The sequence below is a fragment of the Pseudoalteromonas sp. MM1 genome (assembly GCF_030296835.1).
In the GTDB taxonomy this organism is placed as follows: domain Bacteria; phylum Pseudomonadota; class Gammaproteobacteria; order Enterobacterales; family Alteromonadaceae; genus Pseudoalteromonas.
The window spans coordinates 902,837-926,814 of record NZ_AP027922.1 but is presented as its reverse complement, the minus strand read 5'-3'; the positions used below and the strand labels follow the sequence as shown (position 1 = coordinate 926,814).

28 protein-coding genes are annotated in these 23,978 nt (G+C 40.0%); 7 read left to right on the top strand and 21 right to left on the bottom strand.

From position 1 onward, the window contains the following. Positions 1-14: 14 nt before the first annotated feature. Positions 15-1,895 carry an EAL domain-containing protein gene (locus QUE46_RS04190; RefSeq protein WP_374761392.1) on the top strand — a complete coding sequence of 627 codons (1,881 nt, stop codon included), beginning with the start codon at positions 15-17 and terminating at the stop codon, positions 1,893-1,895. On the opposite strand, the gene QUE46_RS04185 is transcribed toward QUE46_RS04190, so the two are convergent. From QUE46_RS04185 to folB, 8 genes are all read right to left on the bottom strand, one after another. Next, entirely contained in the window at positions 1,892-2,557 is a 666-nt protein-coding gene (locus QUE46_RS04185) for a tRNA (guanosine(46)-N(7))-methyltransferase TrmB (protein WP_286246337.1), read from the bottom strand. The two genes, QUE46_RS04190 and QUE46_RS04185, sit on opposite strands and share 4 nt — an antisense overlap. Beyond that, on the bottom strand, positions 2,557-3,324 hold the full coding sequence (locus QUE46_RS04180) for an ABC transporter permease (protein WP_004588540.1): 768 nt from the start codon (positions 3,322-3,324) through the stop codon (positions 2,557-2,559). Before QUE46_RS04180 ends, QUE46_RS04185 begins: the two co-directional genes overlap by 1 nt. Then, entirely contained in the window at positions 3,325-4,254 is a 930-nt protein-coding gene (locus QUE46_RS04175) for an ABC transporter ATP-binding protein (RefSeq protein WP_286246336.1), read from the bottom strand. It abuts the gene before it with no gap. Further along, positions 4,254-4,874 (bottom strand): flavin prenyltransferase UbiX, encoded by a 621-nt coding sequence (locus QUE46_RS04170; protein ID WP_286246335.1) that lies wholly within the window; start codon positions 4,872-4,874, stop codon positions 4,254-4,256. Before QUE46_RS04170 ends, QUE46_RS04175 begins: the two co-directional genes overlap by 1 nt. A gap of 1 nt (position 4,875) precedes the next feature. Beyond that, a complete protein-coding gene (mpl, locus tag QUE46_RS04165) occupies positions 4,876-6,231 on the bottom strand; it encodes a UDP-N-acetylmuramate:L-alanyl-gamma-D-glutamyl-meso-diaminopimelate ligase (RefSeq protein WP_286246334.1) in 1,356 nt (451 codons plus the stop codon). 174 nt (positions 6,232-6,405) lie between these two features. Beyond that, on the bottom strand, positions 6,406-7,206 hold the full coding sequence (locus QUE46_RS04160) for an undecaprenyl-diphosphate phosphatase (protein WP_286246333.1): 801 nt from the start codon (positions 7,204-7,206) through the stop codon (positions 6,406-6,408). Next, positions 7,203-7,691 carry a 2-amino-4-hydroxy-6-hydroxymethyldihydropteridine diphosphokinase gene (gene folK, locus QUE46_RS04155; protein ID WP_286246332.1) on the bottom strand — a complete coding sequence of 163 codons (489 nt, stop codon included), beginning with the start codon at positions 7,689-7,691 and terminating at the stop codon, positions 7,203-7,205. The genes QUE46_RS04160 and folK overlap by 4 nt, the downstream gene beginning before the upstream one ends. Then, on the bottom strand, positions 7,692-8,051 hold the full coding sequence (gene folB, locus QUE46_RS04150; protein WP_286246331.1) for a dihydroneopterin aldolase: 360 nt from the start codon (positions 8,049-8,051) through the stop codon (positions 7,692-7,694). Between the two features lie 230 nt (positions 8,052-8,281). On the opposite strand from folB, the gene plsY reads away from it, so the two are divergent. Then, entirely contained in the window at positions 8,282-8,896 is a 615-nt protein-coding gene (gene plsY / locus QUE46_RS04145; RefSeq protein WP_286246330.1) for a glycerol-3-phosphate 1-O-acyltransferase PlsY, read from the top strand. A 2-nt stretch (positions 8,897-8,898) separates the two neighbouring features. Here the strand turns inward: plsY and tsaD are convergent, their stop codons facing one another. From tsaD to QUE46_RS04130, 3 genes are read right to left on the bottom strand one after another with little or no spacing between them, the layout of a single operon-like run. Further along, on the bottom strand, positions 8,899-9,912 hold the full coding sequence (gene tsaD / locus QUE46_RS04140; protein WP_054983164.1) for a tRNA (adenosine(37)-N6)-threonylcarbamoyltransferase complex transferase subunit TsaD: 1,014 nt from the start codon (positions 9,910-9,912) through the stop codon (positions 8,899-8,901). Between the two features lie 38 nt (positions 9,913-9,950). Further along, positions 9,951-10,541, bottom strand: coding sequence for a YjaG family protein (locus QUE46_RS04135; protein WP_004588549.1), 591 nt, complete (start codon positions 10,539-10,541; stop codon positions 9,951-9,953). Then, positions 10,525-10,875 carry a DUF2007 domain-containing protein gene (locus QUE46_RS04130; RefSeq protein WP_286246329.1) on the bottom strand — a complete coding sequence of 117 codons (351 nt, stop codon included), beginning with the start codon at positions 10,873-10,875 and terminating at the stop codon, positions 10,525-10,527. Before QUE46_RS04130 ends, QUE46_RS04135 begins: the two co-directional genes overlap by 17 nt. Positions 10,876-10,958: 83 nt before the next feature. On the opposite strand from QUE46_RS04130, the gene QUE46_RS04125 reads away from it, so the two are divergent. The 3 genes from QUE46_RS04125 (at position 10,959) to QUE46_RS04115 (ending at position 13,591) form a co-directional block, all read left to right on the top strand. Further along, positions 10,959-11,396 carry a DUF2721 domain-containing protein gene (locus QUE46_RS04125; protein WP_286246328.1) on the top strand — a complete coding sequence of 146 codons (438 nt, stop codon included), beginning with the start codon at positions 10,959-10,961 and terminating at the stop codon, positions 11,394-11,396. 444 nt (positions 11,397-11,840) lie between these two features. Further along, positions 11,841-12,725, top strand: coding sequence for a LysR family transcriptional regulator (locus QUE46_RS04120; protein WP_286246327.1), 885 nt, complete (start codon positions 11,841-11,843; stop codon positions 12,723-12,725). 245 nt (positions 12,726-12,970) lie between these two features. Beyond that, the gene (locus QUE46_RS04115) at positions 12,971-13,591 is read left to right on the top strand and encodes a 2OG-Fe(II) oxygenase (protein WP_286246326.1); all 621 of its coding nucleotides are present in this window, start codon (positions 12,971-12,973) and stop codon (positions 13,589-13,591) included. Positions 13,592-13,654: 63 nt separating this feature from the next. On the opposite strand, the gene ubiA is transcribed toward QUE46_RS04115, so the two are convergent. After that, entirely contained in the window at positions 13,655-14,533 is an 879-nt protein-coding gene (ubiA, locus tag QUE46_RS04110; protein WP_286246325.1) for a 4-hydroxybenzoate octaprenyltransferase, read from the bottom strand. Then, positions 14,530-15,069: a chorismate lyase gene (locus QUE46_RS04105; RefSeq protein WP_286246324.1), complete on the bottom strand. Its 540-nt coding sequence runs from the start codon at positions 15,067-15,069 to the stop codon at positions 14,530-14,532. Before QUE46_RS04105 ends, ubiA begins: the two co-directional genes overlap by 4 nt. A gap of 154 nt (positions 15,070-15,223) precedes the next feature. Between QUE46_RS04105 and QUE46_RS04100 the strand changes: the two genes are divergently transcribed. Then, positions 15,224-15,622, top strand: a complete 399-nt coding sequence (locus QUE46_RS04100) for a flagellar basal body-associated protein FliL (RefSeq protein WP_286246323.1) — start codon at positions 15,224-15,226, stop codon at positions 15,620-15,622. 2 nt (positions 15,623-15,624) lie between these two features. On the opposite strand, the gene glpG is transcribed toward QUE46_RS04100, so the two are convergent. The 6 genes from glpG to QUE46_RS04070 all read right to left on the bottom strand — a co-directional run bounded on the left by glpG (position 15,625) and on the right by QUE46_RS04070 (position 20,885). Continuing rightward, positions 15,625-16,446 (bottom strand): rhomboid family intramembrane serine protease GlpG, encoded by an 822-nt coding sequence (gene glpG / locus QUE46_RS04095; protein WP_286246322.1) that lies wholly within the window; start codon positions 16,444-16,446, stop codon positions 15,625-15,627. Next, on the bottom strand, positions 16,443-16,760 hold the full coding sequence (glpE, locus tag QUE46_RS04090) for a thiosulfate sulfurtransferase GlpE (protein ID WP_286246321.1): 318 nt from the start codon (positions 16,758-16,760) through the stop codon (positions 16,443-16,445). Before glpE ends, glpG begins: the two co-directional genes overlap by 4 nt. A 63-nt stretch (positions 16,761-16,823) precedes the next feature. After that, positions 16,824-17,849: an L-threonine 3-dehydrogenase gene (gene tdh / locus QUE46_RS04085; protein WP_004588559.1), complete on the bottom strand. Its 1,026-nt coding sequence runs from the start codon at positions 17,847-17,849 to the stop codon at positions 16,824-16,826. Between the two features lie 49 nt (positions 17,850-17,898). After that, positions 17,899-19,095, bottom strand: a complete 1,197-nt coding sequence (locus QUE46_RS04080) for a glycine C-acetyltransferase (RefSeq protein WP_286246320.1) — start codon at positions 19,093-19,095, stop codon at positions 17,899-17,901. A gap of 168 nt (positions 19,096-19,263) precedes the next feature. Beyond that, positions 19,264-19,827, bottom strand: a complete 564-nt coding sequence (gmhB, locus tag QUE46_RS04075) for a D-glycero-beta-D-manno-heptose 1,7-bisphosphate 7-phosphatase (protein ID WP_286246319.1) — start codon at positions 19,825-19,827, stop codon at positions 19,264-19,266. Next, on the bottom strand, positions 19,824-20,885 hold the full coding sequence (locus QUE46_RS04070) for a glycosyltransferase family 9 protein (RefSeq protein ID WP_286246318.1): 1,062 nt from the start codon (positions 20,883-20,885) through the stop codon (positions 19,824-19,826). Before QUE46_RS04070 ends, gmhB begins: the two co-directional genes overlap by 4 nt. 124 nt (positions 20,886-21,009) lie before the next feature. Here QUE46_RS04070 and QUE46_RS04065 point away from each other — a divergent pair, with 124 nt between their 5' ends. Further along, on the top strand, positions 21,010-21,738 hold the full coding sequence (locus tag QUE46_RS04065; protein WP_286246317.1) for a 3-deoxy-D-manno-octulosonic acid kinase: 729 nt from the start codon (positions 21,010-21,012) through the stop codon (positions 21,736-21,738). On the opposite strand, the gene QUE46_RS04060 is transcribed toward QUE46_RS04065, so the two are convergent. Both QUE46_RS04060 and QUE46_RS04055 read right to left on the bottom strand, forming a co-directional pair. Further along, positions 21,721-22,803, bottom strand: coding sequence for a glycosyltransferase (locus tag QUE46_RS04060; protein WP_286246316.1), 1,083 nt, complete (start codon positions 22,801-22,803; stop codon positions 21,721-21,723). The genes QUE46_RS04065 and QUE46_RS04060 overlap by 18 nt on opposite strands. Continuing rightward, positions 22,800-23,873: a glycosyltransferase family 1 protein gene (locus QUE46_RS04055; protein WP_286246315.1), complete on the bottom strand. Its 1,074-nt coding sequence runs from the start codon at positions 23,871-23,873 to the stop codon at positions 22,800-22,802. The genes QUE46_RS04060 and QUE46_RS04055 overlap by 4 nt, the downstream gene beginning before the upstream one ends. Between the last annotated feature and the right edge of the window lie 105 nt (positions 23,874-23,978).

Below are 23,978 nucleotides of genomic sequence, written 5' to 3'. Positions count from 1 at the left end.
AATAAGGGACAAGCATGCTCACAGGGAAATTAAAAGGGAAGTGGTTTTTAGCTGGCTTTACATTGTTTTTAATCAGTTTATTAATCTATGTTTATTACACCTATAGCTCAGCGCGTAGCGAAATAATGCACGCTGTCGATGAGCGCCTTCTAAATGCCGCCACCAGCGCAAAACATATTTTAGGGCAAAGTTACCACGATAGAATTAGCCAAGGCTACGATATTGGCTTTTCGGTTTACCAAACTAAAAGCAAGCAACTCTCAGAGCTTGCACAAGCGCTTGATATAGCTTACGTCTATTCAATGGTTATGCGCGATAACAAAGTTTACTTTACCTCATCTAGCTACACCAAAGACGATCAAGAAAACGCACGTGTTACACAATTTCTTGATTTATACCCAGAGGCCACCGACATTAACAGAGGCGCGTTTTATTCTACCGAGCCTGTTTTTGAGCAATCAAGCGACCAATGGGGCGATTTTAAAACTATTTTTATTCCCTTTGTAGATAAATATGGTACTACCTACATTACAGGTGCCGACATAACCTTAGACGATTTAAATAAAAAGCTTCAATACAGCGTCACTAAAGCCATAATAACGGCGTGTTTTTTCTTTTTTATTGCGGTACTTGTTGCCGCTATTTATATATATTTGCTAAAGCGTACCCTAGCAACCGATGCCAGTACGGGCTTTGCTAATCATATTGCGCTTGAGTACTTTATAAAAAAGAGTAATTCACACCACATGCAACTTGCCATTATTTGGGTGAACGAAATTGAAGATATTAATAGCTTTTATGGCACTCAAATTGGCGACAACGTAATGAAAAACTTGCTTAGTCATTATCAAAGCCGCAGCCCGCAGAGCTGTAAGGTGTATCGCCTTGCTACCAATAAAATTGCCGTTCTTACCCCTAAAAGCTTTAAAAGCAGCGAATTGAGCGATTTAGTTGAGTCTTATAACGCAAACAGCCCTGTATTAACAAACCCATTTATTTATATAACTTACTGCGCAGGTATCGCCAGTGGTAATAAATCACTACTGATTGAAAACGCGCACATTGCAACGCTTCAGGCTAAACATGGCCGCGGTAAGGTTGTTAGCTACTCAAAAGTAATGAGTGATGTAAAAAACCAATACCAATACAATGTAAGCCTTGCCAAAGAGGTTCAAGAAGCGTTTGATAACAACCGCATAGTGCCTTATTTTCAAGCTATGTTTAACACCACTAATAGTGAAATAGCACATTACGAATGCTTAGCCAGGATGGTAACTAAAAGTGGTGAAATTTTAAAGCCCGACTCATTTTTTAATGTAGTGAGCCGCTCAAGAATGGGCGGACTATTAACCCGCACGCTATTTAGCCAATGTATAGAGCGCTTTAGAAAAACAAATATACGCTGGAGCTTAAACATAAGCGATAAAGATATACTCGACCCGAGTTTGAGTGAATACATTGCTAGCGAGCTTAAGCGCTACCCTCACCCAGAAAACATCACACTTGGCCTTTTAGAGTCACACGCTATTGCTCATTTTTTAGAGGTTAAAACGTTTATTGCTATGGTAAAAACCAAAGGGGTGAATGTCATTATTACTGGTTTTGGTAGCGGTTATTCAAATATTTCAAATGCGCTAAAGCTTGAAGTCAACGGTATAAAACTCGACGGTGCATTAGTAAAACAAGCAGTAAGTGATGAAAATATAGCATTATTTATTGAGCATACAGTTCATGCTGCAAAGCAACTTGGTTTAACGCTCATGGCAGAGTCGGTAGAAAATGTAAGTATTGAAAATGCGCTTAAAAATGTAGATGTGGCACTGATGCAAGGCAATTACTTTGCTTACCCAGCGCCACACGTTAACTCATCTAACCAAGAAGAAGTGGCCGTTTAGAGGTCAATCACTAAACGATGGCTCTGTTGGCCGCTGGCCCAGTATTTACGCTCAAACGGAGTAATCGCTTCGTTTGACTCATACAGTGTTACCTCACAAGGGTTACCCGTTAGCTCAAGTGCTCTGGCAAACTCTTTAACATAAATATCCCAGTTACTTCGCACCTCTAGGCGACCACCAAGTTTAACAATAAACGGAAAAATAGCCGCGCCGTGCCACCTACGCTGAATATGCTTAGATTTAGGCCATGGGTTAGGATAAAGCAAATAATGATGAGTAGGCTGCCAATTAGCAGCCACAGCCAAACGCCAAAAGTCGTTTAAGTCAGCTTGTACCAAGATGTACTGGCCGGTGTCTGTTTGTTTATATTCAACATCGTGCTTATCTAAGCGGTGTGACGATTTATCAATACCAATAATTAATGCATCTGGGTGACGCTTAGCTAAATTAGCCGAGCTCTCTCCTACTCCACAACACGAGTCTATAATAAGTGGGCCATTAAACGCATGAACCTGCTCATTGACTTCATCAAACGCTTGTTGAGTGTGCTCAGCAATAGGCTTTTTAAACTCGGCGTTTAAATGCTTGTTAACGATTTCATCAAGCTTTTCGTGTATACCCGCCTGATTAGATACAATACTACGTGAATTTGCATCACTCATTAATGTCTAAGCCCCACACCTTTTTTAATTAACGTAAGCGCTAAAGTAAATAACACCGTAATAAATACCAATATAACGCCAAGTGCGACGCTTAAATCAACATCCGACACACCTAAAAAGCCATAACGGAACGCATTAACCATGTAAATAATTGGGTTTATTTGCGATACATTTTGCCAAAACTCTGGCAGTAGCGTAATTGAATAAAATACGCCGCCTAAGTATGTTAGTGGCGTTAAAATAAAGGTTGGGATAATACTAATATCGTCAAAACTATTGGCGTAAATAGCGTTAATTAAACCACCGAGTGCAAACACCGCTGAGGTTAAAATTACCGTTGCCATAATTACAAATATATTGTGTATTTGAATATCAACAAACAACAGCGATACACAGGTAACAATAAAGCCCACCATCATGCCGCGGGTCATACCACCACCCATATAGCCCAGTACAATGATGTAATTAGGCACAGGCGCAACCAGCAGCTCTTCAATACTTTTTTGAAACTTGGTTGAATAAAAACTAGAAGCAACATTAGAATATGAGTTGGTAATAACCGACATCATTATTAGCCCAGGTACAATAAATTCCATGTAGCTAAAACCACCCATTTCACCAATACGTGAGCCAATTAGATTACCAAAAATAACAAAGTATAAGCTCATTGTAATTGCTGGCGGTACTAAGGTTTGCACCCAAATACGTAAAAAACGAATACACTCTTTAATCCATAAACTCTTTAAGGCTACGCCATATTTAAACATTTATTCGCCCCGCCCTTGCTCTAGTAATCCTACAAATAACTCTTCTAATCTGTTTGCTTTATTACGCATACTCAAAACAGTGTTACCTTGCTCGGTTAGCGCACTGAAAACTGCATTTAAGCCTTGAGATTTAGCCACTTCTACCTCTATGGTGTGCTCATCAGGCATACTAAACGAGTACCCTTCTAGGGTGACTGGCTGTGCTGGTTGTTTTAAATCAAGCACAAAGGTTTCTTTATCAAGCTTAGCTAGTAACGCTTTTATCGTGGTGTTTTCAACAATGCGACCAGTATCAATAATGGCGATGTTTTTACATAACAGCTCGGCTTCTTCAAGGTAATGCGTGGTTAAAATAATCGTTACGCCTTGCTCGTTAATTTGGCGTAAAAAGTCCCACATTGAGCGGCGCAGCTCTATATCAACCCCCGCAGTGGGTTCATCTAATATTAGTAGCTTTGGCTCATGCATTAATGCGCGAGCAATCATTAAACGGCGTTTCATGCCGCCTGAAAGTGTGCGTGCTTGCTTGTCTTTTTTCTCTAATAAACCTAGTTGCTTTAAATACTTATCGGCACGCTTGTGCGCCTCGCTGCGGGTAACACCGTAGTAACCAGCTTGATTTACCAATATTTGTCCAAGCGTTTCAAACTGACTAAAGTTAAACTCTTGTGGCACAAGCCCTAAATGCGCTTTAGCAGCTTCAAGATCGGTATCGATGTTGTGACCAAACACTTCCACCTTACCTTGTGTTTTATTTACCAAGGACGAAATAACACCAATAGTGGTCGACTTACCAGCGCCATTTGGGCCAAGTAAGGCAAAAAAGTCGCCTTCAAAAACTTGTAAATCAACGCCTTTGACGGCCTCTACACCGTTTTTATAAACCTTGGTCAGGCCTTCTATATTTAAAGCAACATTTTGCTTATTCATTACTTACCCTCACCATAACCCCAACGTTTAGTTAGGTTATGTTCAATGTTTAAATGATCTAAAATTCGCGCCACCATAAAATCAACTAAGTCTTCAATACCTTGTGGCTTGTGATAAAACCCCGGCGCTGCTGGCATAATAGTGACCCCTAAACGCGCAAGCTTTAACATGTTCTCAAGGTGAATTTCGCTAAAAGGGGTTTCTCGCGGTACTAAAATTAATTGCCCACGCTCTTTAATAACCACATCTGCTGCGCGCTCAAGTAAGTTATCTGATGCGCCGATAGCAATAGCAGACACAGACCCAGCACTGCATGGGCATACTATCATTTTTTTAGGGGCCGCAGAGCCTGAAGCTACTGGGCTAAACCAGTTATCTTTACCAAATACTTTTAACTGCTCTGGCTTAGCCTTAAATAAAGCGCTTAACTGCTCGGTTGCTTTATCTTCATTTGCTGAGAGTTTAATGTTTGACTCTGTATCAAGTACCACGCGCGCAGCACTTGATATAAGTACATACACTTGAAATTGCTGCGCGAGTAATACTTCAAGCAGCCTTAAACCATAAGGCGCGCCTGAAGCACCACTAAACGCCAGTGTAATTTTATCTTTGTACTGCACATTATTCTCCGCTGTATTTTTTAGCTAAACCATCAACTAAGTGTTGATGTAAGCCATTAAAGCCGCCATTGCTCATAATTAATATGTGCTGATTTGGCATTATATTTTCAAGCACAGTGTCAATAATCATTTGCGTACTATTAAAACACTGCATACCGGCATTATCGGCTTGCTCTTTTAGAGACCAATTTAGGTTATCTGGCTCAAATAACAGCACATCATCGGCATCACTTAATGAATCAAGTAGCGTATGTTGGTGCACTCCCATCTTCATGGTGTTTGAGCGAGGCTCTAAAATAGCAATAATTTTTTCAGCACCCACTTTTGCACGTAACCCCGCAAGCGTGGTTTTTATAGCTGTTGGGTGGTGCGCAAAATCGTCGTACACTTTAATGTTATTTATATCGGCTTTGAGCTCCATGCGCCGCTTAGGGCTAATAAACTTTTCAAGCGCGGCAATGCTATGCTCAACTGCTATGCCTACGTGGCGCGCGGCCGCTATAGCCATTATTGCATTTTTAACATTATGCTCACCTATTGCCTGCCAATTAACCGTACCTTGAGGTTCATTATTTAAAAGCACAGTAAATTGGCTGCCATCAACGCTTAATAAGTCATAATGCCAATCACCCTTTAAGGTTTCGCTTTCGCTCCACAGACCTTGTTTAATAACATCATCAAGTGCAACATCATCTTTTGGCCAAATCACTTTGCCTGTATGAGGTAATGTACGCATTAAGTGATGAAATTGTTTTTTTATTGCATTTAAATCGTCAAAAATATCGGCGTGGTCAAACTCAAGGTTATTTAAAATGAGCGTACGGGGTAAGTAATGCACAAATTTACTGCGCTTATCAAAAAACGCGGTATCGTATTCATCTGCTTCTATTACAAAAAAAGGCGTTTCACCCACTTTGGCTGACACGCCAAAGTTTTGTACTATGCCACCAATTAAAAACCCTGGTTTTAAGCCTGCGTACTCTAATATCCACGCCAGCATACTTGCGGTAGTGGTTTTGCCATGCGTGCCTGCCACCGCAAGCACCCAAGCATTTTGTAATAGGTTATGTTTAAGCCACTCTGGCCCCGATGTATACGGCAAGCCTTTATCTAATACATACTCCACGCAAGGATTCCCTCGGCTCATAGCATTACCAATAACCACCATATCAGGCGCAGGCTCTAACTGTTTTATGTCGTAACCTTGAGTTAGCTCAATACCTAACTGTTCAAGTTGAGTGCTCATCGGTGGGTAAACATTTTGATCAGAGCCTGTCACTTTATGACCAAGCGATTTAGCAATGGCCGCAATACCGCCCATAAAGGTACCGCAAATGCCTAATATATGAATATGCATAACTTTTAAATCCTTTCGTACTTCGCACGTCTGTGAAGTTTAATGGCGCTATAATGCCAAATTTTAGGCTTGATGACTATGCGCGTCTCGTCAATTCACTGATGCTAAAACAGCGTTAATAAAATAAAAAAGCCCTCCTACCTAAGTAAGAGGGCTTGCTGGTAATAAGCTATATTACAGCGTTAAAAATACTATTAAGCCAACGCCAAGTAAAAGTCTGTAAATTACAAACGGCAGCATACCCATTCGTTCAATCACTTTTAAGAACATGAATATACAAGCGTACGCTGATAAAAATGAAAGGACTACACCTAAAATTAATGTACTCCAATCAACTACATGATCGCCTAAAGCGAGCTCTATTGTGTAGTAAAGGCCCATCATAGAAATAATAGGAATTGCGAGTAAAAACGAAAAGCGCGCAGCGCTTTGCTTATTCATGCCCAGCATTAAACCCGCTGTCATGGTAATGCCTGAGCGAGAGGTACCTGGGATCATAGCCACCGCTTGAGCAAAGCCAATAAGCAGCGCTGTTTTCCAGTTAAGCTGGTAAATTGTTTTCATTTGCTTACCTTTGGCATCGGCGTACCAAAGTAATAAACCAAAAATAATAGTCGTGGCAGCTATAACCCAGGCACTGCGCAGGTACAGCTCAACAACGTCTTTTAGCAATAAGCCTAATAACGCTGCAGGTACAGTGCCCAGTATGATCCACCAGCCAAGTTTACTGTCGTCGGTGGTGCCTTGAGCGCCGAACGATTTAAACCATGCGCTAAGAATATCAGCCACTTCTTTGCGAAAATAAATAACAACCGCTATTAACGTACCAACATGTACAGCCACATCAAAGGCAAGGCCTTGGTCTTCCCATCCCAAAATTTGCGAGGGTAAAATTAAGTGAGCTGAGCTCGAAATAGGTAAAAACTCAGTAAATCCTTGTATTAGGGCTAAAATAATTATTTCTAAAATACTCATGGGTTAGAAAACTCCACCTTCCATAGTTTTTGTTGAGGGTTGTTATACTCACTCCATAGCGCAGCAATGGTTTGCTTTGCAACGGGATGATAAAAATTAGGGGCAACTTCGCAAAGAGGCTGAAGTACAAAGGCGTTTTTAGTAATTTCATCGCGAGGCAACTGTGCAGGCGAGTCGCAAATAACGTCATCGTAAAAGAGCAGATCTAAATCTAATGTACGGGGGCTAAATTTTTTATCATCAGCTTTACGCCCGTTATCACGCTCTATTTGTTTTAATAATTTACATACACGTTCAAGCGGCATTGATGTAGTAGCAGCGACCACCGAGTTATAAAAGTTATTACCTTTAAACCCTACTGCTTCGCTTTCAAACACAGATGAATGCACAATATCTGTGAAGTGTTGCTCAAGTGCATCAAGCGCACAGCGAATATAATGCGCTTTATTTATATTTGAGCCTAAGCTGATATAAATTTGCGCCATTTAGCTTATTGCCTTTGTGCGTGTTATTTCTACACCTACGGTGTTTGCTTGCGCCACAGCGGCCGGTTTGCTCACTCTAATTGTTACTTGTGGTGTATTAAATTCGCTTAATATAATAGTCGCTAATTGCTCTACTAAGGTTTCAAGTAACTCAACCGGCTTAGCCGTAGTGTGCTCAATCACTCGCTCGCTTACCTTTGCATAATCCAGTGCTAAATTTATGTCATCATTTGCTGCGGCAGGCTTTATATCGCTGAGCATTTCAATATCAAAATAAAGGCTTTGTTTACTTTCTTTTTCAAAGTCGTAAACGCCAATAATGGTGTCGACGTGTAGTTGAGATATAAAAACCTTATCCATTGATACTCCAAATCACTATAAACACCTTCAAAACATACAATGCATTGATTAAATTAATACTGTATATGCTTTAACCAGTGTTTAAATATGTAAAAATTACTTCTACAATAGCCAAATAGCTAGATTAACTGCAAAATACAGCAGTTAATAATTTTCTCGATAAATTGTGCCGCCAATAATAGCTTAAAAGTGCTATCTATGGGTATAGCAATTAAAAAATAAGGGACTTTGTGTTAGCCATTTTATTGTTTGTTTTAGCCTACTTATTAGGGTCGATTTCCTCGGCTATATTAGTATCTCGGCTTTTCAAACTGCCAGACCCTCGCAGCAGTGGTTCAAATAACCCTGGTGCCACCAATGTGTATCGTTTAGGTGGAGCCTTTCCTGCGTGCTTAGTATTAGCGTTTGATATTTTAAAAGGCACCATCCCTGTGTGGGGAGCTTATTTTTTAGACTTAGCCCCTTTAGCGCTTGGTTTAATTGCCGTTGCCGCATGTTTAGGGCATATGTACCCACTATTTTTTAGCTTTAAAGGCGGAAAGGCGGTAGCCACTGCATTTGGCTCTTTGTTGCCGATAGGTTTATCGTTAGCGGGGCTTTTAATAAGTACCTGGATTATAGTGGTTGCTGTTACTCGCTTTTCTTCATTAGGCGCTTTGGTTGCCGTGTCACTTGCTCCACTGTATACGTGGTTAATTAAACCGCTTTACACTTTACCGGTAACGTTTATAACCGTACTAATTATTTTTCGTCACCGCACTAATATTATTCGTCTTTTTAAAGGTGAAGAACCAAAAGTGGGCGCTAAAAAAGCACCCACTAATGAAAAAATCAATAATAATTGATGCTAAATCGCCTCTAAGCTGTCTATTGGCCAACGCGGTTTGGTTTTCATGTCGAGTGTGGCAAATTGACCTGCTTTTAAGCGCTGCATACCGGCGTAGGCAATCATTGCGCCATTATCAGTACAAAACTCAGTACGTGGATAATATACTTGCCCTTTCATGCCTTGCATAACACGCTCAAGCTGTAAACGCAGCTGTGTATTAGCACTTACTCCACCAGCAATCACTAAACGTTTTATCCCGGTTTGCTTAAGAGCACGCTTGCACTTAATAACTAATGTATCAATCACTGCGGTTTGAAACGCATGGGCGATATCTGCTTTGGTTTGTGCGTCATCATCATTTTCGCGAATCGCTATAGAAGCGGCTGTTTTTAAGCCACTAAAACTAAAATCTAAGCCTGGCTTATCCGTCATAGGGCGTGGAAAAACAAACCGTTTTGCAACACCTTGCTCTGCCATTTTAGCTAATCGAGGGCCGCCAGGGTAATCAAGCCCTAACAGTTTAGCTGTTTTATCAAATGCTTCACCGGCAGCATCATCAACAGACTCACCCAATACTTCGTACTGGCCTATGCCGGCTACTTTTACCATCATGGTATGGCCGCCCGATACGAGCAAAGCAATAAAAGGAAATTCTGGCACATTTTCTTCAAGCATAGGAGCAAGTAAATGCCCTTCCATATGGTGAACAGCAACAGCTGGAATATCCCAACCATACGCTAAAGAGCGGCCAATAGAAGTACCTACCAATAACGCCCCAACTAAACCAGGACCCGCGGTGTATGCAATGCCATCTAAATCTTCAGGGCCGCAACCGGCTTGCGCAAACGCAGCATCAATAAGCGGCAGTGTTTTACGAACGTGATCGCGCGATGCAAGCTCAGGTACAACACCACCATAATCTGCATGTACTTTTACTTGGCTGTATAACTGGTGAGCCAATAAGCCTTTTTCATCATCGTAAATTGCAATACCGGTTTCATCACACGATGATTCAATGCCTAAAATTCGCACTGTACTTCTCCTGCCTTTTTAATCTTTACTTAATGTGTTTATAACGCCAAACCAATATTGGTTTGTCCATCCGCAACGGCCTGCTTTTTAAGTGCCTTTACGTTTTCTGAAGTGACGCGACCCATATTTTCTACAAAGTCGATTAACTCACTTAAAACTTCAATTTCGTATTGCATTAATGGGTGTTCTCGCACGGCTTTATTGTCGGCTACCTCGCCTTCAACCGTCATTTGGTATTCAATAAAACGTGCCACTGTAGCTTGCGATATTTTACTAACACTTATAAACTCTTGCTCATCTTGCCCCATCAAACCGTGCATTAGGCTTAAAAGCGACGTTGCAGCGTCTATTGCGGGGTAAGTACCAAACATATCAAAGTCGGCAAGCTCTGGTACATTTGGCTCAATTTTTTCTACTTGTTTTTCGAGATCTATTTTACTTTTTGGTAGTAATATTTTTTCCCAGCAAACATTTAACGCACTGCGTAATAAGGCTTCATCACCAAAACCAGTGGCTTCACTAAATAAACCATAATTTGGTAACATACGCTCAATTAAAGCACTTGCTAACACCGCTTTTTGTAAGTAGTTTAGCTCTCTAATACGTTGAAAGTTATTCGCTTTTGTCATTTCTTAACGTCTCACATGACCAACAAAAATCAAATGTTGATCCATTATGCTCATTACAATTAGGGCATACCCAATCTGGAGCGGATTGTTTTACTTGTTGGTAGTTTACCAATATTTCGCGCGCGTGGCGCTCTTTTATCGAATAAACCTGCACACTTACTTGGGTTTGTTCAAACGGGATTTCGCCTAAGGCCCCTTGAAGCATTTCACCTTGAATTTGGCACTCAATCCCCGCGTTTAATAACAGCCCTTTGATTATATTTGCCTCTAATGTGTTATCTGCTTTGTAGAGTGTTACCCACTGAAAAGCTTGGTGAGTATTAATATTTTGCAATTATCACCTCAATTATTTTGTGTTTACAATATCCTACGATACTCTACTACAGTGTATAGCAGGTAACTATTTAGGATAAAACAATGACACTTACGACCCCAGGTTTACTTTTCCCAGCAATCTCACTGTTGCTGCTTGCTTACACAAACCGCTTTTTAGTACTAGCGCAATTAATACGAGAATTAAATTCACGAGAAGGTGAGTCTATTCGCCCCGTTGTTGTGGCGCAAATAACAAACTTAAGAAAGCGCATTAAGCTAATACGTACCATGCAAGTGTATGGTGTGGCATCTTTTTTATTGTGTACGCTATCAATGTTTGCCTTATTTATAGAGTTTAATACCACGGGCATTATTTTGTTTGGGGTGAGCTTAACGTGCTTAAGCCTTTCGTTATTAACGTCGTTATTTGAAATTCATATTTCGTGCGATGCCATAGAAATAGAACTACAAAGTATTGAAGACAAACCCCTAAGCAGCCGCATTACTAAAAACTTTGTAAACAAAGATAGTAAGCATTAGGGAGTTATTTTTTAATAGTCATAAACAATAAAAGTGCAGGCATAACCTGAAACTATAAGTAGCTATGTCTCACTTCATTCCAATTCACCGCGTAGAATTTTCCTCTAGCCTTTTTTATGGCATACTTTTTTATTAATTAATGCTAAATTATGCCTAAAGTATTACTTTTAAACGCATCAAGGCGGCTAAGTCATTGTATTTAGTCTTACTTGCTTACATAGCTTAGTTTTAAATAGAGGAATAAATCACTATAAATAAGCCTAATTGGTAATACTTTTAAATGCATCTTCTCTTTAAATAATACTAAAAGAGGGATATGCTGAGGCAAATATGTCATAAATTTGCAAACACAGTTACATATTAGACTTCGCTTTTTGAAAGCTCGAATCTAATATTATTGATGTTCGCGGCACACGCGACTTACTTATAAAAAGGGACTATAAAGTGAGATTTGAACAGTTAGAACAATTTGTAGCGCTTGGTGTGTTACGCCACTTCAGACAAGCAGCCGAACAAACTCAAATTAGCACATCAGCGCTTACGCGCAGCATTCAAACCCTAGAAGACGAAATGGGGTACGAACTGGTGAAACGCTCAACACGTTCAGTAAAGTTAACACCCGAAGGCGAGCTATTTCTTGATTACGCCAAAAACACCCTTGCCGAACTTGAGCATACAAAAAAACGCATTTCTCAATCAGTAAACGGCAATACCGATGAAAAGTTAGTCATTGGCTATACCAACAAAGCCAGCAGTGTTGTGCCTATCTCATGCGGGCAATTTTTAGCACAATATCCCCATGTTAAAATAGAAATGCAATTGCAAGAGCAGCATGAACTTGCACGTAAACTGCAAGAAGGCGAAATAGATATTAGTGTTTATTCGCAGGCGATTAACAGCATCGGCAGCGACATCCACCTGCCAGACCAATTGGTATTGTTTGTTTCTAAACACCACCCGCTGGCGAATAAAAGCGATATCAGCAAACACGACTTAGATAGCTACCCTATGTATGGCTGTTTTTCTCAATCTAAACAAGTACAAAGCATGCTTAATGAAGCCATCGATATGCTCAATAAATCGGCCAGCATTAAGGTAGGTAGTATTGAGCAAGTAATGGCTGGGCTTATTAAATCAGATCACTTTGCTATTGCGAGTATTGAACACGCGAGCACGCTTGCAGAGCACACAGAGCTTGTACAACTAAAAACAAATAAGGACTTAAGTCACGAACAACTTGTTGTTCAAACAAGCCAACAAGCCGTGGTTGGCGAACACATTGACCATTTATTATCTCTTATCAAAAAAGCATCTACGGCTATTAATTAAGCCAAGGTAAAAATAGCATACCGCGTTGCCCTTAAACCTTTTAGGGGCAACTAATGTAGATAGCCCTTACTGATTTACACCTCTTGTTACTAAGTCCTACAGCACAGCAGCCTAACCTTAAAAGCCCTTTAGTTTATATACTTACGCGTTAGGTTTTTTATTTGCTTAAGCAGTGGAGCACAAACCTCTAGCTATTAAATTTTTTTAGGCTACACTGTCGCACCCTTTTTAATCAACAGACATGAATGAACACACTTTTTAGTCCTGATGTTTATTTAGATGCAATAGAAACCCACGGTTATGTTGTTATCCCTAACGCACTTATTTGCGAGCTAGTAAAGAGTTTAATGGCCGATTGCCACCGTATAAACCCGCATTTTAGCCTTGCAGGTATTGGCCGGTTAAACGATTTACAAATAGATAAAACTATCCGAAAAGATAAAACCTATTGGTTTGATGGCAGCTCGCAGGCCCAACTAACTTATCAAGCTATAATGGAAAGTATAAAAACAACACTTAATCGTCAGTTTTTTATGGGGTTATTTGACTACGAGTGCCATTATGCAAAATATACAAATGGGGATTTTTATAAAAAGCACTTAGATGCGTTTAAAGGACGTTCTAATCGAGTATTTACAACAGTACTTTATTTAAATACGCCCGTTCAAGGTGGTGAGCTGGTGATTTACAAACCTAAAAGTAAAGAGGTAGAGGTAGTAATAAAACCAACTGCCGGCACGTTGGTTATGTTTGAAAGCGAGCGTTTTGCCCATGAAGTGCTACCGGCAGTAGATGAGCGATACTCAATTGCTGGCTGGTTTAGAAAAAATGCATCAATTAGCGGTATTATTGACCCGCCAAGATAAATACAGATACCTGAACTCTACTCAAAGTAGGTTAACTTTATAGAGTTCAGGGTAAACAATACTTTAAAGTGCTATGGGAAAAGAGAACAATAGCCCAATAAAAATAACTAACCCTACATAATGGTTATTTAAAAACGCTTTAAAGCACGCCTCACGAGCACGCCTATGAATAAGTACTTGTTGATAAGTAAGTAATCCTGCGGCAACACTTAAGCCTACAATAAACGCCAAGCCTAGCTGATTAATTAAACCAATAAGCGCCAACAACGCAACAAAATTAGCATTTAATAGAAATATTATATGGCGGTCGTATTTACCAAATAAAATAGCGGTAGATTTAACACCTATTTTTAAATCGTCATCTCTATCAACCATTGCATACATAGTGTCGTAAGCTACGGTCCAGCAAATATTTGCTATAAATAACAACCAAGCTTGTATGGGTAAAGAGTCAATCGAAGCCATATACGCCATAGGTATTGCCCAGCCAAAAGCAGCGCCCAATACCACTTGCGGTAATTGAGTATAGCGCTTCATAAACGGATAACAAAACGCTAAAGCAAGGGCCCCGAATGACAATAAAATAGTGTTAATGCTAAGGAGCAATACCAATACAAAGGCAATGGCTATCAGTAATACAAATAAACTCAGCGCTTCCCCCGCGCTTACTTGCCCGGTGGCTAAAGGCCGCCCTGCTGTACGCTTAACTGAGCCATCTATTTTTCTATCTGCAAAGTCATTAATTACACAGCCTGCGCTGCGCATAACAACCACGCCAAGAGTAAATACAATAAAGTTAAGCAAACTAGGCATACCACTATTTGCAAGCCATAACGCCCAATAAGTCGGCCATAGTAATAGTAATGTACCAATAGGCTTATCAACGCGCATAAGCTGAATATAATAAGGGCTATGCTGTAATTGCAAAGGGGCTAACTTCATGAGTACAAATAGGCTCCGGGTAAGAATACTTCGCACACTAAAAAGTGATAATCATTAATAGAAAACACACTACGACGACCTAACAAAGGGTGTATAGTTAAGTTCAACTCTTTAACAAGAGATTGCAGTGCATGCTCTGAATCAAAACGCCCTACCTCAATATTACTACGAGTAAGTTCAGGGTGTTGAAAAATAACATCGCCTAAAGGGCGCGCGCCCATATTATGCAATGTTGTTTGTGTTTGCGTACTAGGCAGCCAACTTTGGGCATACACCATGGGCGTATTGTCACACAATAAAAGCACCTCACGATTAAGTGCTTTATTTGTATTTGAGCCAAGTAGTTGTTGCTGCGCATCGCTTAGGGTAAAAGTTTGTTCATTAAGCACTTTTACACTAAAACTTTGTGCATTACTTTTTAATTTAGCGGTTAATGAATGCGGTTCAAACAGCCACTCTTGCTCTAACGCAGATAAGTTATATACCGAAGAAGCACATTGCCAATTGGCAGATATAGAAAGCGGAAATGTAATCACAATAGCTCAATAAAATAAAAACCGAGACGATGATAACATTGCCAAAGCATTTGAAAAAGTGATGTTTTACTGCCGATAAATAATTGCAGGAGCTGTTTATTAGGCGCTATTAAGTATAAACTATTTATATTAAGAAGATGGAAACACACTAAAGATGAAAAAAATAGTATACGCAGGTTTTTTAGCACTGATCCTAAACTGTTTTAGCTTCTCGGCAAAAGCACAGTCGACAGTGGGCTATTTTGGTTTTGAGCCAGACATTATTACCAATTACATCGGCGCCTCTAGTAAAAAAATGGGCTATGTACGCGTGACTATAGATTTAATGCTTAGCAATAATGCAGATATTGCTATTGTAGAGCATCACACCCCGCTTTTGCGCGATGCGTTAGTAGAAATACTATCAAAAGAGCCTGAAGAAAAAATAAAATCGCTTACAGGGCGTGAAGAAATTAGAGCTAAATGTGCCGATAAATTAAAAAGCCTGCTTAAAGAAGAAACAGGCCAAGAAATTATTCGAGAAGTATTATTTACTAAGTATTTATACCACTAAGCTTACGCTTTTTTAGCATTAAATAAATTAGCGGTTACGGCATAAGCCATGCCGCTTAAAAGCCCACCTAAATGTGCCCAATTTGCCATACCTACAAATAATACATCTGCAAAACCAAGTACTAACCAAACAAGCATAAAGCCAATAATGGCAGTGCTTACTAGCGCAGGTTGCTTAGGATTTAAATAGCTGTGAATCCAACAAAAACCCAATAAACCATACACAACGCCACTTAAACCGCCAAAGTTAGGGCCCACAATTAAAAACTGAGCCCAGTTACTAATAAGAGCAGTAACCACAAATAATCCAACTAAACTCAGCTTGCCGCATTGCTTTTCAATATTATCACCTAACGACATCCACCAAATTAGGTTAAATACAATGTGCATTGCGCTAAAGTGAACAAGTGCCGGCGTTAACCAGTTCAGTGGCTGGGTCGGGTTAAACTGCAAAGCAGTATATATTTGCTCAAAGCCACCCAATAAAAAAGCAAAGTAAATAGCAACGCTTACAATACTTACAGCTTGATTTAACCAACTAAGGGCTTTAAATCGGGCCATTAAATTTAATGACTGCCCTTGATATGTAAGCCCTGATTGCGTACTGCCAACATCCCATGAGGCTTGCTGATATTTTTCATGATTGGGGTTTTGTACAAATTCAGCCCACAAAGGTTGCACTTGATGAAAATGCTCAGGCTTAACACTTATAACAACATTGCTGCCATCAGGTGAATGCAACTGCCCTTCTAAATCTTGGCTCTTTAAGTAGTCAATAAACCCTTGCGCAGCGCGTGGGTTGTTTAAGCTACCTAATTCAATCATCGCTCTACTTTCTCGCTATAAGCCGCTTCCCAAGCCGTAAAGCCACCATCCATGCTGTACACATCTTCAAAGCCCTGTTCAACCAAATAACTAGCTGCACCTTGTGAGCTCATACCATGGTAGCAAACAATAATAATGGGCTGATCGAACTCTTTTTCCATCATAAACTGAGCTATATTGGCATTGGAAAGCGCTTCAGAGCCAGGAATATGTCCTGCTTGGTACGAGTTAGGATCGCGTATATCTGCGATCACTACATCGTCTTTATCAAGCAGTTCGTGCGTTTGTGCTATAGATATATGTTTAAATGCCATTGAAATCTCTTTTAAAATATAATAAAAAGGCGGCTTAAGCCGCCTCTGTATGCAAACTTTAAACTATTCCCAGTTTAAAATTACTTTACCAGATTGCCCTGAAATCATCATATCAAAGCCAGCTTGGAAGTCATCTACCGAATATTGATGCGTAATAATAGGGTCTAAATTCAGGCCCGATTGAATTAAGCTTGCCATTTTGTACCAGGTTTCGAACATTTCACGTCCGTATATCCCCTTAATAACTAAGCCTTTAAATATAACTTTATTCCAATCTACGGCCATATCTGATGGCGGAATACCCAGCATGGCAATTTTGCCACCATGGTTCATGTTATTTAACATAGAATTAAAGGCGCTTGGTACACCTGACATTTCAAGGCCAATATCAAAGCCCTCAGTCATACCTAGCTCATTCATTACATCTTCAAGCTTATCATTTGCAACGTTTACGGCACGTGTTGCGCCCATTTTACGCGCAAGCTCAAGGCGGTATTCGTTAACATCGGTAATCACAACATGGCGAGCACCTACATGCTTTGCAACAGCGGCTGCCATAATACCAATTGGCCCTGCGCCTGTAATTAATACATCTTCGCCGACTAAATCAAACGATAAAGCGGTGTGCACTGCATTACCAAACGGGTCAAAAATAGAGGCTAGCTCATCAGAAATATTATCTGGAATTTTAAATGCATTAAAGGCTGGAATAACTAAATATTCAGCAAATGCGCCTTCGCGGTTAACGCCTACACCTGTGGTATTACGGCATAAATGCACACGACCAGCACGACAGTTACGACAATGCCCACAGGTAATATGTCCCTCACCCGATACGCGGTCACCTACTGCAAAGCCGCGTACTTCTTGACCCATATCAACCACTTCACCCACATACTCATGGCCTACAACCATCGGGGTCGGAATGGTTTTTTGTGACCACTCATCCCATTTATAAATATGAACGTCGGTGCCACAAATCGCGGTTTTACGAATTTTAATGAGTAGATCGTTATGCCCCACTTCTGGCTTTGGCACATCGGTCATCCAGATGCCGGTTTCGGCTTTTAATTTTGATAACGCTTTCATAGTTAATACTCAACTAAAAAACCGAAGCAATACTTCGGTTTATAAAAAATTAAATAACGCCCATTTCTTTACCAATACGGGTAAAGGCAGCAATTGCGGTGTCTAGTTGTTCGATACTGTGCGCAGCAGAAATTTGTGTACGAATACGCGCTTGGCCTTTTGGCACAACAGGGAACGAAAAGCCGGTTACATAAATGCCTTCAGCGAGTAATTTGTCTGCCATTAATGAAGCAACTTTAGCATCGCCAAGCATGACAGGAATAATGGCATGATCTTTACCCGCACAGGTAAAGCCAGCAGCTTCCATTTGCTCTCGGAAATATTTAGCATTTGACCAAAGTTTAGCGCGTAACTGACCACCATTTTCAAGCATTTCGAGCACTTTAATTGACGCTGTTACAATTGAAGGTGCTAATGAATTTGAAAATAAATATGGACGCGAACGCTGACGCAGCCATTCAACAATTTCTTTTTTACCTGAAGTATAACCGCCTGATGCACCGCCCAGCGCCTTACCTAGCGTACCGGTAATAATATCTACACGGTCAAGCACATTACAGTACTCAGGGGTGCCTTTACCATTTTCGCCAACAAAGCCCACCGCATGTGAGTCATCAACCATCACAAGAGCATCGTACTTATCAGCAAGGTCACACACTGCTTCTAAGTTACAAATTACGCCATCCATTGAAAACACACCGTCGGTGGCGATTAATTTTGTTTTAGCGCCCGCTTCGTCTGCGGCAATAAGTTGCTTTTCAAGATCTGCCATATCGTTATTAGCATAACGAAAACGCTTAGCTTTACATAAGCGCACACCATCAATAATTGATGCGTGATTTAGAGAGTCAGAAATAATAGCATCTTCAGCGCCTAAAATAGTTTCAAATAGGCCCGTGTTAGCGTCAAAACAAGACGAATATAAAATCGTATCTTCGGTTTCTAAAAACGCGCTAATTTTTTGCTCTAATGTTTTATGAATATCTTGCGTGCCACAAATAAAACGCACTGATGCAACACCAAAGCCATGGTCATCTAAGCCACCTTGCGCTGCTTTAATTAGCTCAGGACTATTTGCTAAACCTAAGTAATTATTAGCGCAAAAATTAATAACTTTATCACCAGATGCAACTTCTATTTGCGCTTGTTGTTGCGAGGTAATTATACGCTCACTTTTATACAAACCTTGCGCTTTAACGTCTTCAATTTGCTCTTGTAGTTGGCTAAAAAAAGCAGATGCTCTCATCTGTAGTCTCCAATTAAATGAACGGGTAAACAACAACATTAAAGCCACTGTTTATGATGGGATGTATTGTAAAAGTTTAGCTAAGAAAATGCACGGATTGTAGTTCATCGCAAATACTCATAATGGCAGCAATTCTTAACACTTAACTTGCGCAAATATAAACGCACTTTAGGCAAGGTAATGTGCTGGTAAATCGTTAATAGAGTCAATCACTAAATCGGCGTATTGTTTAGCGGATTCGTCAAATTGTTGGCCAGAGCGAACTAATACCCGTGTGCTAATAGCCCCCTTTTGTGCAGCTTGCATATCGCTGAGTTTATCACCCACCATAATACTACTAGAAGGGTCAATATTATGCTCTAGCATAGCTTGTAACAGCATGCCTGGAGCTGGTTTTCTGCACTGGCACTGTTTTAAATATTGCGCTAGCGCTTTTTTGGGATGGTGCGGGCAAAAGTACACATCAGTAATTTTAATACTGTGCTCACTAAACTGTGTTTTCATCCACTGCGTTAAAGCTAAAAAGTCATCTTCAGTGTAGTAACCACGGCCTATTCCCGATTGATTGGTCACTATGATAATTTTATAACCTGCATCATAAAATGCTTTACAGGTTCTAAACACACCGTCAATAAATTCAAATTTTTCACTTTGATACACATAACCATGGTCAATATTTACCACGCCATCTCGGTCTAAAAAAAGCGCTTTATTTTTTTCTAGTACACTCATTTAATAGACTCTTTTTGTACCACATGGTCAAACATAGCTTTAACACTGTCTACGGTTATTTGGCTCATTAAATCATCGCCCTTAACGCGCGTACCCCAAGGCAATTGTTGCGCTGTTTTACCCGTTTGCTTTAGTAAGTTTTGATGATATACCTCAACTACGTAGTCTTGATATAAATACGGGCCGGTACGTGCAGGATTAGAATGCGCATATAAACCAATAACCGGCGTACCTACTGTAACCGCCATATGCGCAGGGCCAGTATCGGGGGCTAATACTATATCAGCGCGCTTAAGCACACATAGCAGCTCTTTAAGTTTTGTTTTACCTACTAAGTTTAAAACTGTGCAGTGACTGTGTTTTATAATTTGATTTGCTAAATTAATCTCAAGCTCAGTTGGGCCGCCCGTTAGTACCACGTTAAAGCCTTGCTCTTTCGCGTAATCAGCAAGGGCAGCGTAGCGCTCAGGCAACCAGTTCCTTTGGGCTTTACTGGCCGCTGGCGATATTACTAATAACTTATTTGCCAAATACGCTGGCCCTAATAGCTCCTCTGCTTTTCTCTCATCCGCTAAGGTATAAGGCATATCCCAGGTAGGTGAATAATCTTTAACTCCAATGGCACCCGCAAAGCCTTTAAATCCCTCTAGCACATGCGCTTCTTTTTGTGAGGCTATTCGTTTATTTATAAACAAGCTATGTAATTCTTTTGAACGAGCCCAATCAAAGCCTATTTTTACTTTAGCCGGAATACAGCGTGCAACAAAGCCAGCTCTTAATGCGACTTGCATATTAAGTAGCACATCAAACTGCTGCCCTTTAAAAGAATGTTTTAACTTTTTAAGTGCACCCTTACCTTGTTTTTTATCAAAAACTACCAGCTCAACCCCAGGTAAATCGGCAAGCAACATGGCTTCTATTTTACCCATTACCCACGTTATTTTTGCATTAGGATGCGCTTTTTGAATAGCTTGTACAGCACTAACAGCATGACACACATCACCAATGGCAGAGAGTCTTAAAATACAAATTGAGGAGTAATTAGGCACTTGAGTCACGCGTTCCACTTTGGCTTTAAATAATAGACTGCGATCTTAAATTATACTCACACTAATGCAAGCACTTATGCTGCGCTATAAAACACGTTAATATACACGCATTATTGAATTATTTTAACGAGCTATGTTTAAAACACTAACGCAAGGTAAGCACACTATTTTAAGCCACCCTGATTATTTTAACGAGGTTGATTTAAACTGGTTTAATGCAGATTATTGGCAACTGCAAAATAAAATAGTCGGTGCTAAAAAAGGCCGCGCCACAGCCTGGTTTTTTAAACACGATAATTTAACCGCTGTACTTAGGCACTATTGGCGCGGCGGTTTAGTTGGCAAATTATTAAGCGATCAGTACCTCTACGCTGGGCTTAAAAACACCCGTGTGTATAAAGAGTTCAGCTTAATGATAAGGCTTATTGAGCTTGGCTTAAATGTGCCAAAACCCATTGCCGCTAAGGTAACAACCACAGGCTTAATTTACCGTGGCGATATAATTACAGAGGCTGTAAAAGGGGCTAAAAGCCTGCTCGATATTTTAATTGAACGCCCACTAACAGACGATGAGCTCAAGCGCATTGCCAATACTGTTGCGCTATTTCACTCAAAAGGTGTGTACCACGCTGATTTAAATATAAATAATATTTTATTTAGTGAAACGGGCGAGGTTTATATTATCGACTTTGATCGCGGCGAAATAAAAACACCAAGCAAGCAATGGCAACAAAATAACATGGCACGTTTAGAGCGCTCTTTTTTAAAAGAACAAGGACGTAACAACGCTTTTTATTGGCAAAGCAATGACTGGCAAACGTTATTAACTCTTTATAAAGGGCAATTATCCACACAAAGCTAAGTATTGCTTAGCAGCCTGTTCGGCCGTTACCTTTTGTAAAATATCGGCATTATCAACATTAGGCTTAGTGTTTAAAACCAGCTCAATTTTAGCCGCTAGCTCATCGCTATGCCCTACAGGCGCTAAATATTTAGCTAACTCATTTGTTAAAATTTCGCTTGGCCCAAAGGTGCAGTTAGTACTTACCACCGGCGTACCAACTGCTAATGCTTCAATTAACACTGTAGGTAGCCCTTCAAAGTCAGAGCTTAACACTAATGCTTCAGCCTGCTTAATCCAGTTATACGGATTTTGTTCAAACCCTGGCACAACTAACTGTTCATCAATACCATACGCTTTTGCAAGCTTAAATGCTTTGCTAGGCTTATTGCATAAAAGGACTAATTTGTATTTTTTATCAAGCTTTGCAAATGCCGCAAATAAAATATCGTGGCGCTTTTGTTTAGCTAACCGCCCTACATGAATAATATACGGCGATTGCGGAATTTGCGTATTAACCTCAGTTGAGAGCCGCTTTATATCCGCTAAATTAAAGGGATTATAAATAGTGGTGATGGCGCTTGGGCTAATTATGCGCCCTTGGGTAATTTCTTGCTCTACCCCTTTAGACACGCACACCAAGGATTTTCCATTTAAGTTTTGTTTTGACTTTTTAAGATAATGATAAGAAAACGGGCCTAACTTTTTTTGCCTAGCTAGCTCTGCATTAACAGAGTTATGCATAACAAAGTGAACATTTTTAATCTGGCTTTTAGCCAATAAATTATTGCTTCTGTCTAAATTGCTAAGCACTAAATCTATGGGGCCAATTTGTTTTTGTTTGTTGTTAAACCACGCCTCTAACTTTGCTACGCTTTTGTTTATTTTCCAAAAACGATCCACTTTAGTGGCTTTATCCGTGAATAAACTTTCAACTTTAATGTTCGCAGGAATAGTGTATTCATATTTATTAGCCAGCGATAAAATAGTAACGCTATGCGTTTTTACGAGTTGCTGTGCAAGGGTTAACATCACTTTTTCGGCGCCACCACCCGCTAACGAGTCTATTACAATCACTATATTCATCTATCAGCAGCCATTAGCATGTTTTTAACTCCTTGCGTTATTACTTCATAGCTATGCGCGCTTTCAAGCAAAGCGTATTTTTCTAGTAATTGATTAAAATGCGGCTGCATTAATAAAGCGTTGGCTTTTTTTACTATATCTTCAACCTCAAAATTCACCTTAATTACCACACCTGTCGTGGCACAACTAACTAAGCGCTGTGTTTGATCTTTTGAAATAGCGCACGCCACAGCAGGTGTTTTAACCGCAATGGCTTGCAATAAAGTATCGCCGGCACTTAATAATGCAAATTTAGCTTGCTCCATAAGCGACAAAAACTCACTATTTTCTAACGTATCCAAATTTATAACCGTATTTGATACTGGCAACGCTTTATTATAATTAGGGCCAAATACCACCACCGCCTTTAAACCTGTTTGCAATGAAATTTGCTCTGCGGCGGCAAAAAATACATCAGCACAATTTTGGTTATCTAGCATATGGCCGCCAGAGCCTGCGCTGACAATAAAGTAGTCTTGTTCATCAAGCTGATATTTTTTTAACACCTGCTTGGTATCGCACGCTGATGAAAATGCTATGTAAGGGCCCACATTTTTAGGCATAGCCAAAGAAAACATATCTATTTTAGCTTTTTCAGCCCAGCTTAAAGGTTCAATGCAGTAATCAGGCTGTACCACCCAATGGCTATCAATTAAGTTGATACGGTTAAGTTTTAAGCCTTTCGCTCGCTTTTTCGCATGCTGAGAAATAAACACCACTTTGGCCCCCACTTTTTTAGCCGCTTTCATATGAGCAGCGCGCCCTGCACAATCGAATATAACAATATCGGGCTTAAAATTAGCTATAACTTCACACACTTTATCGCGCTCTTTAGTTGCAGAGTGCTCAAGCAAGGTAGTGTCATATGGGCAGTTTTTAGCGTAGCTTGTGTGTTTATTTAAAATGAAATGGATAGTAAGTGAACCTAGACATTCACTTTCAAGACTTTGGGCTAGCAACAACGAGCGCATGTATTCACCTATTCCTTGTGGCGATGATACGGGTATAAATAAAAGTCGTTTGTTGCTCATTGCATTCTCTATTTCCTATTTGCGCAGCAGTATATCAATCCCATTGTTTTTACGATAGCTAGGTTACATTTTTATACACAAATTTAACGCCATAAAATAGATTAT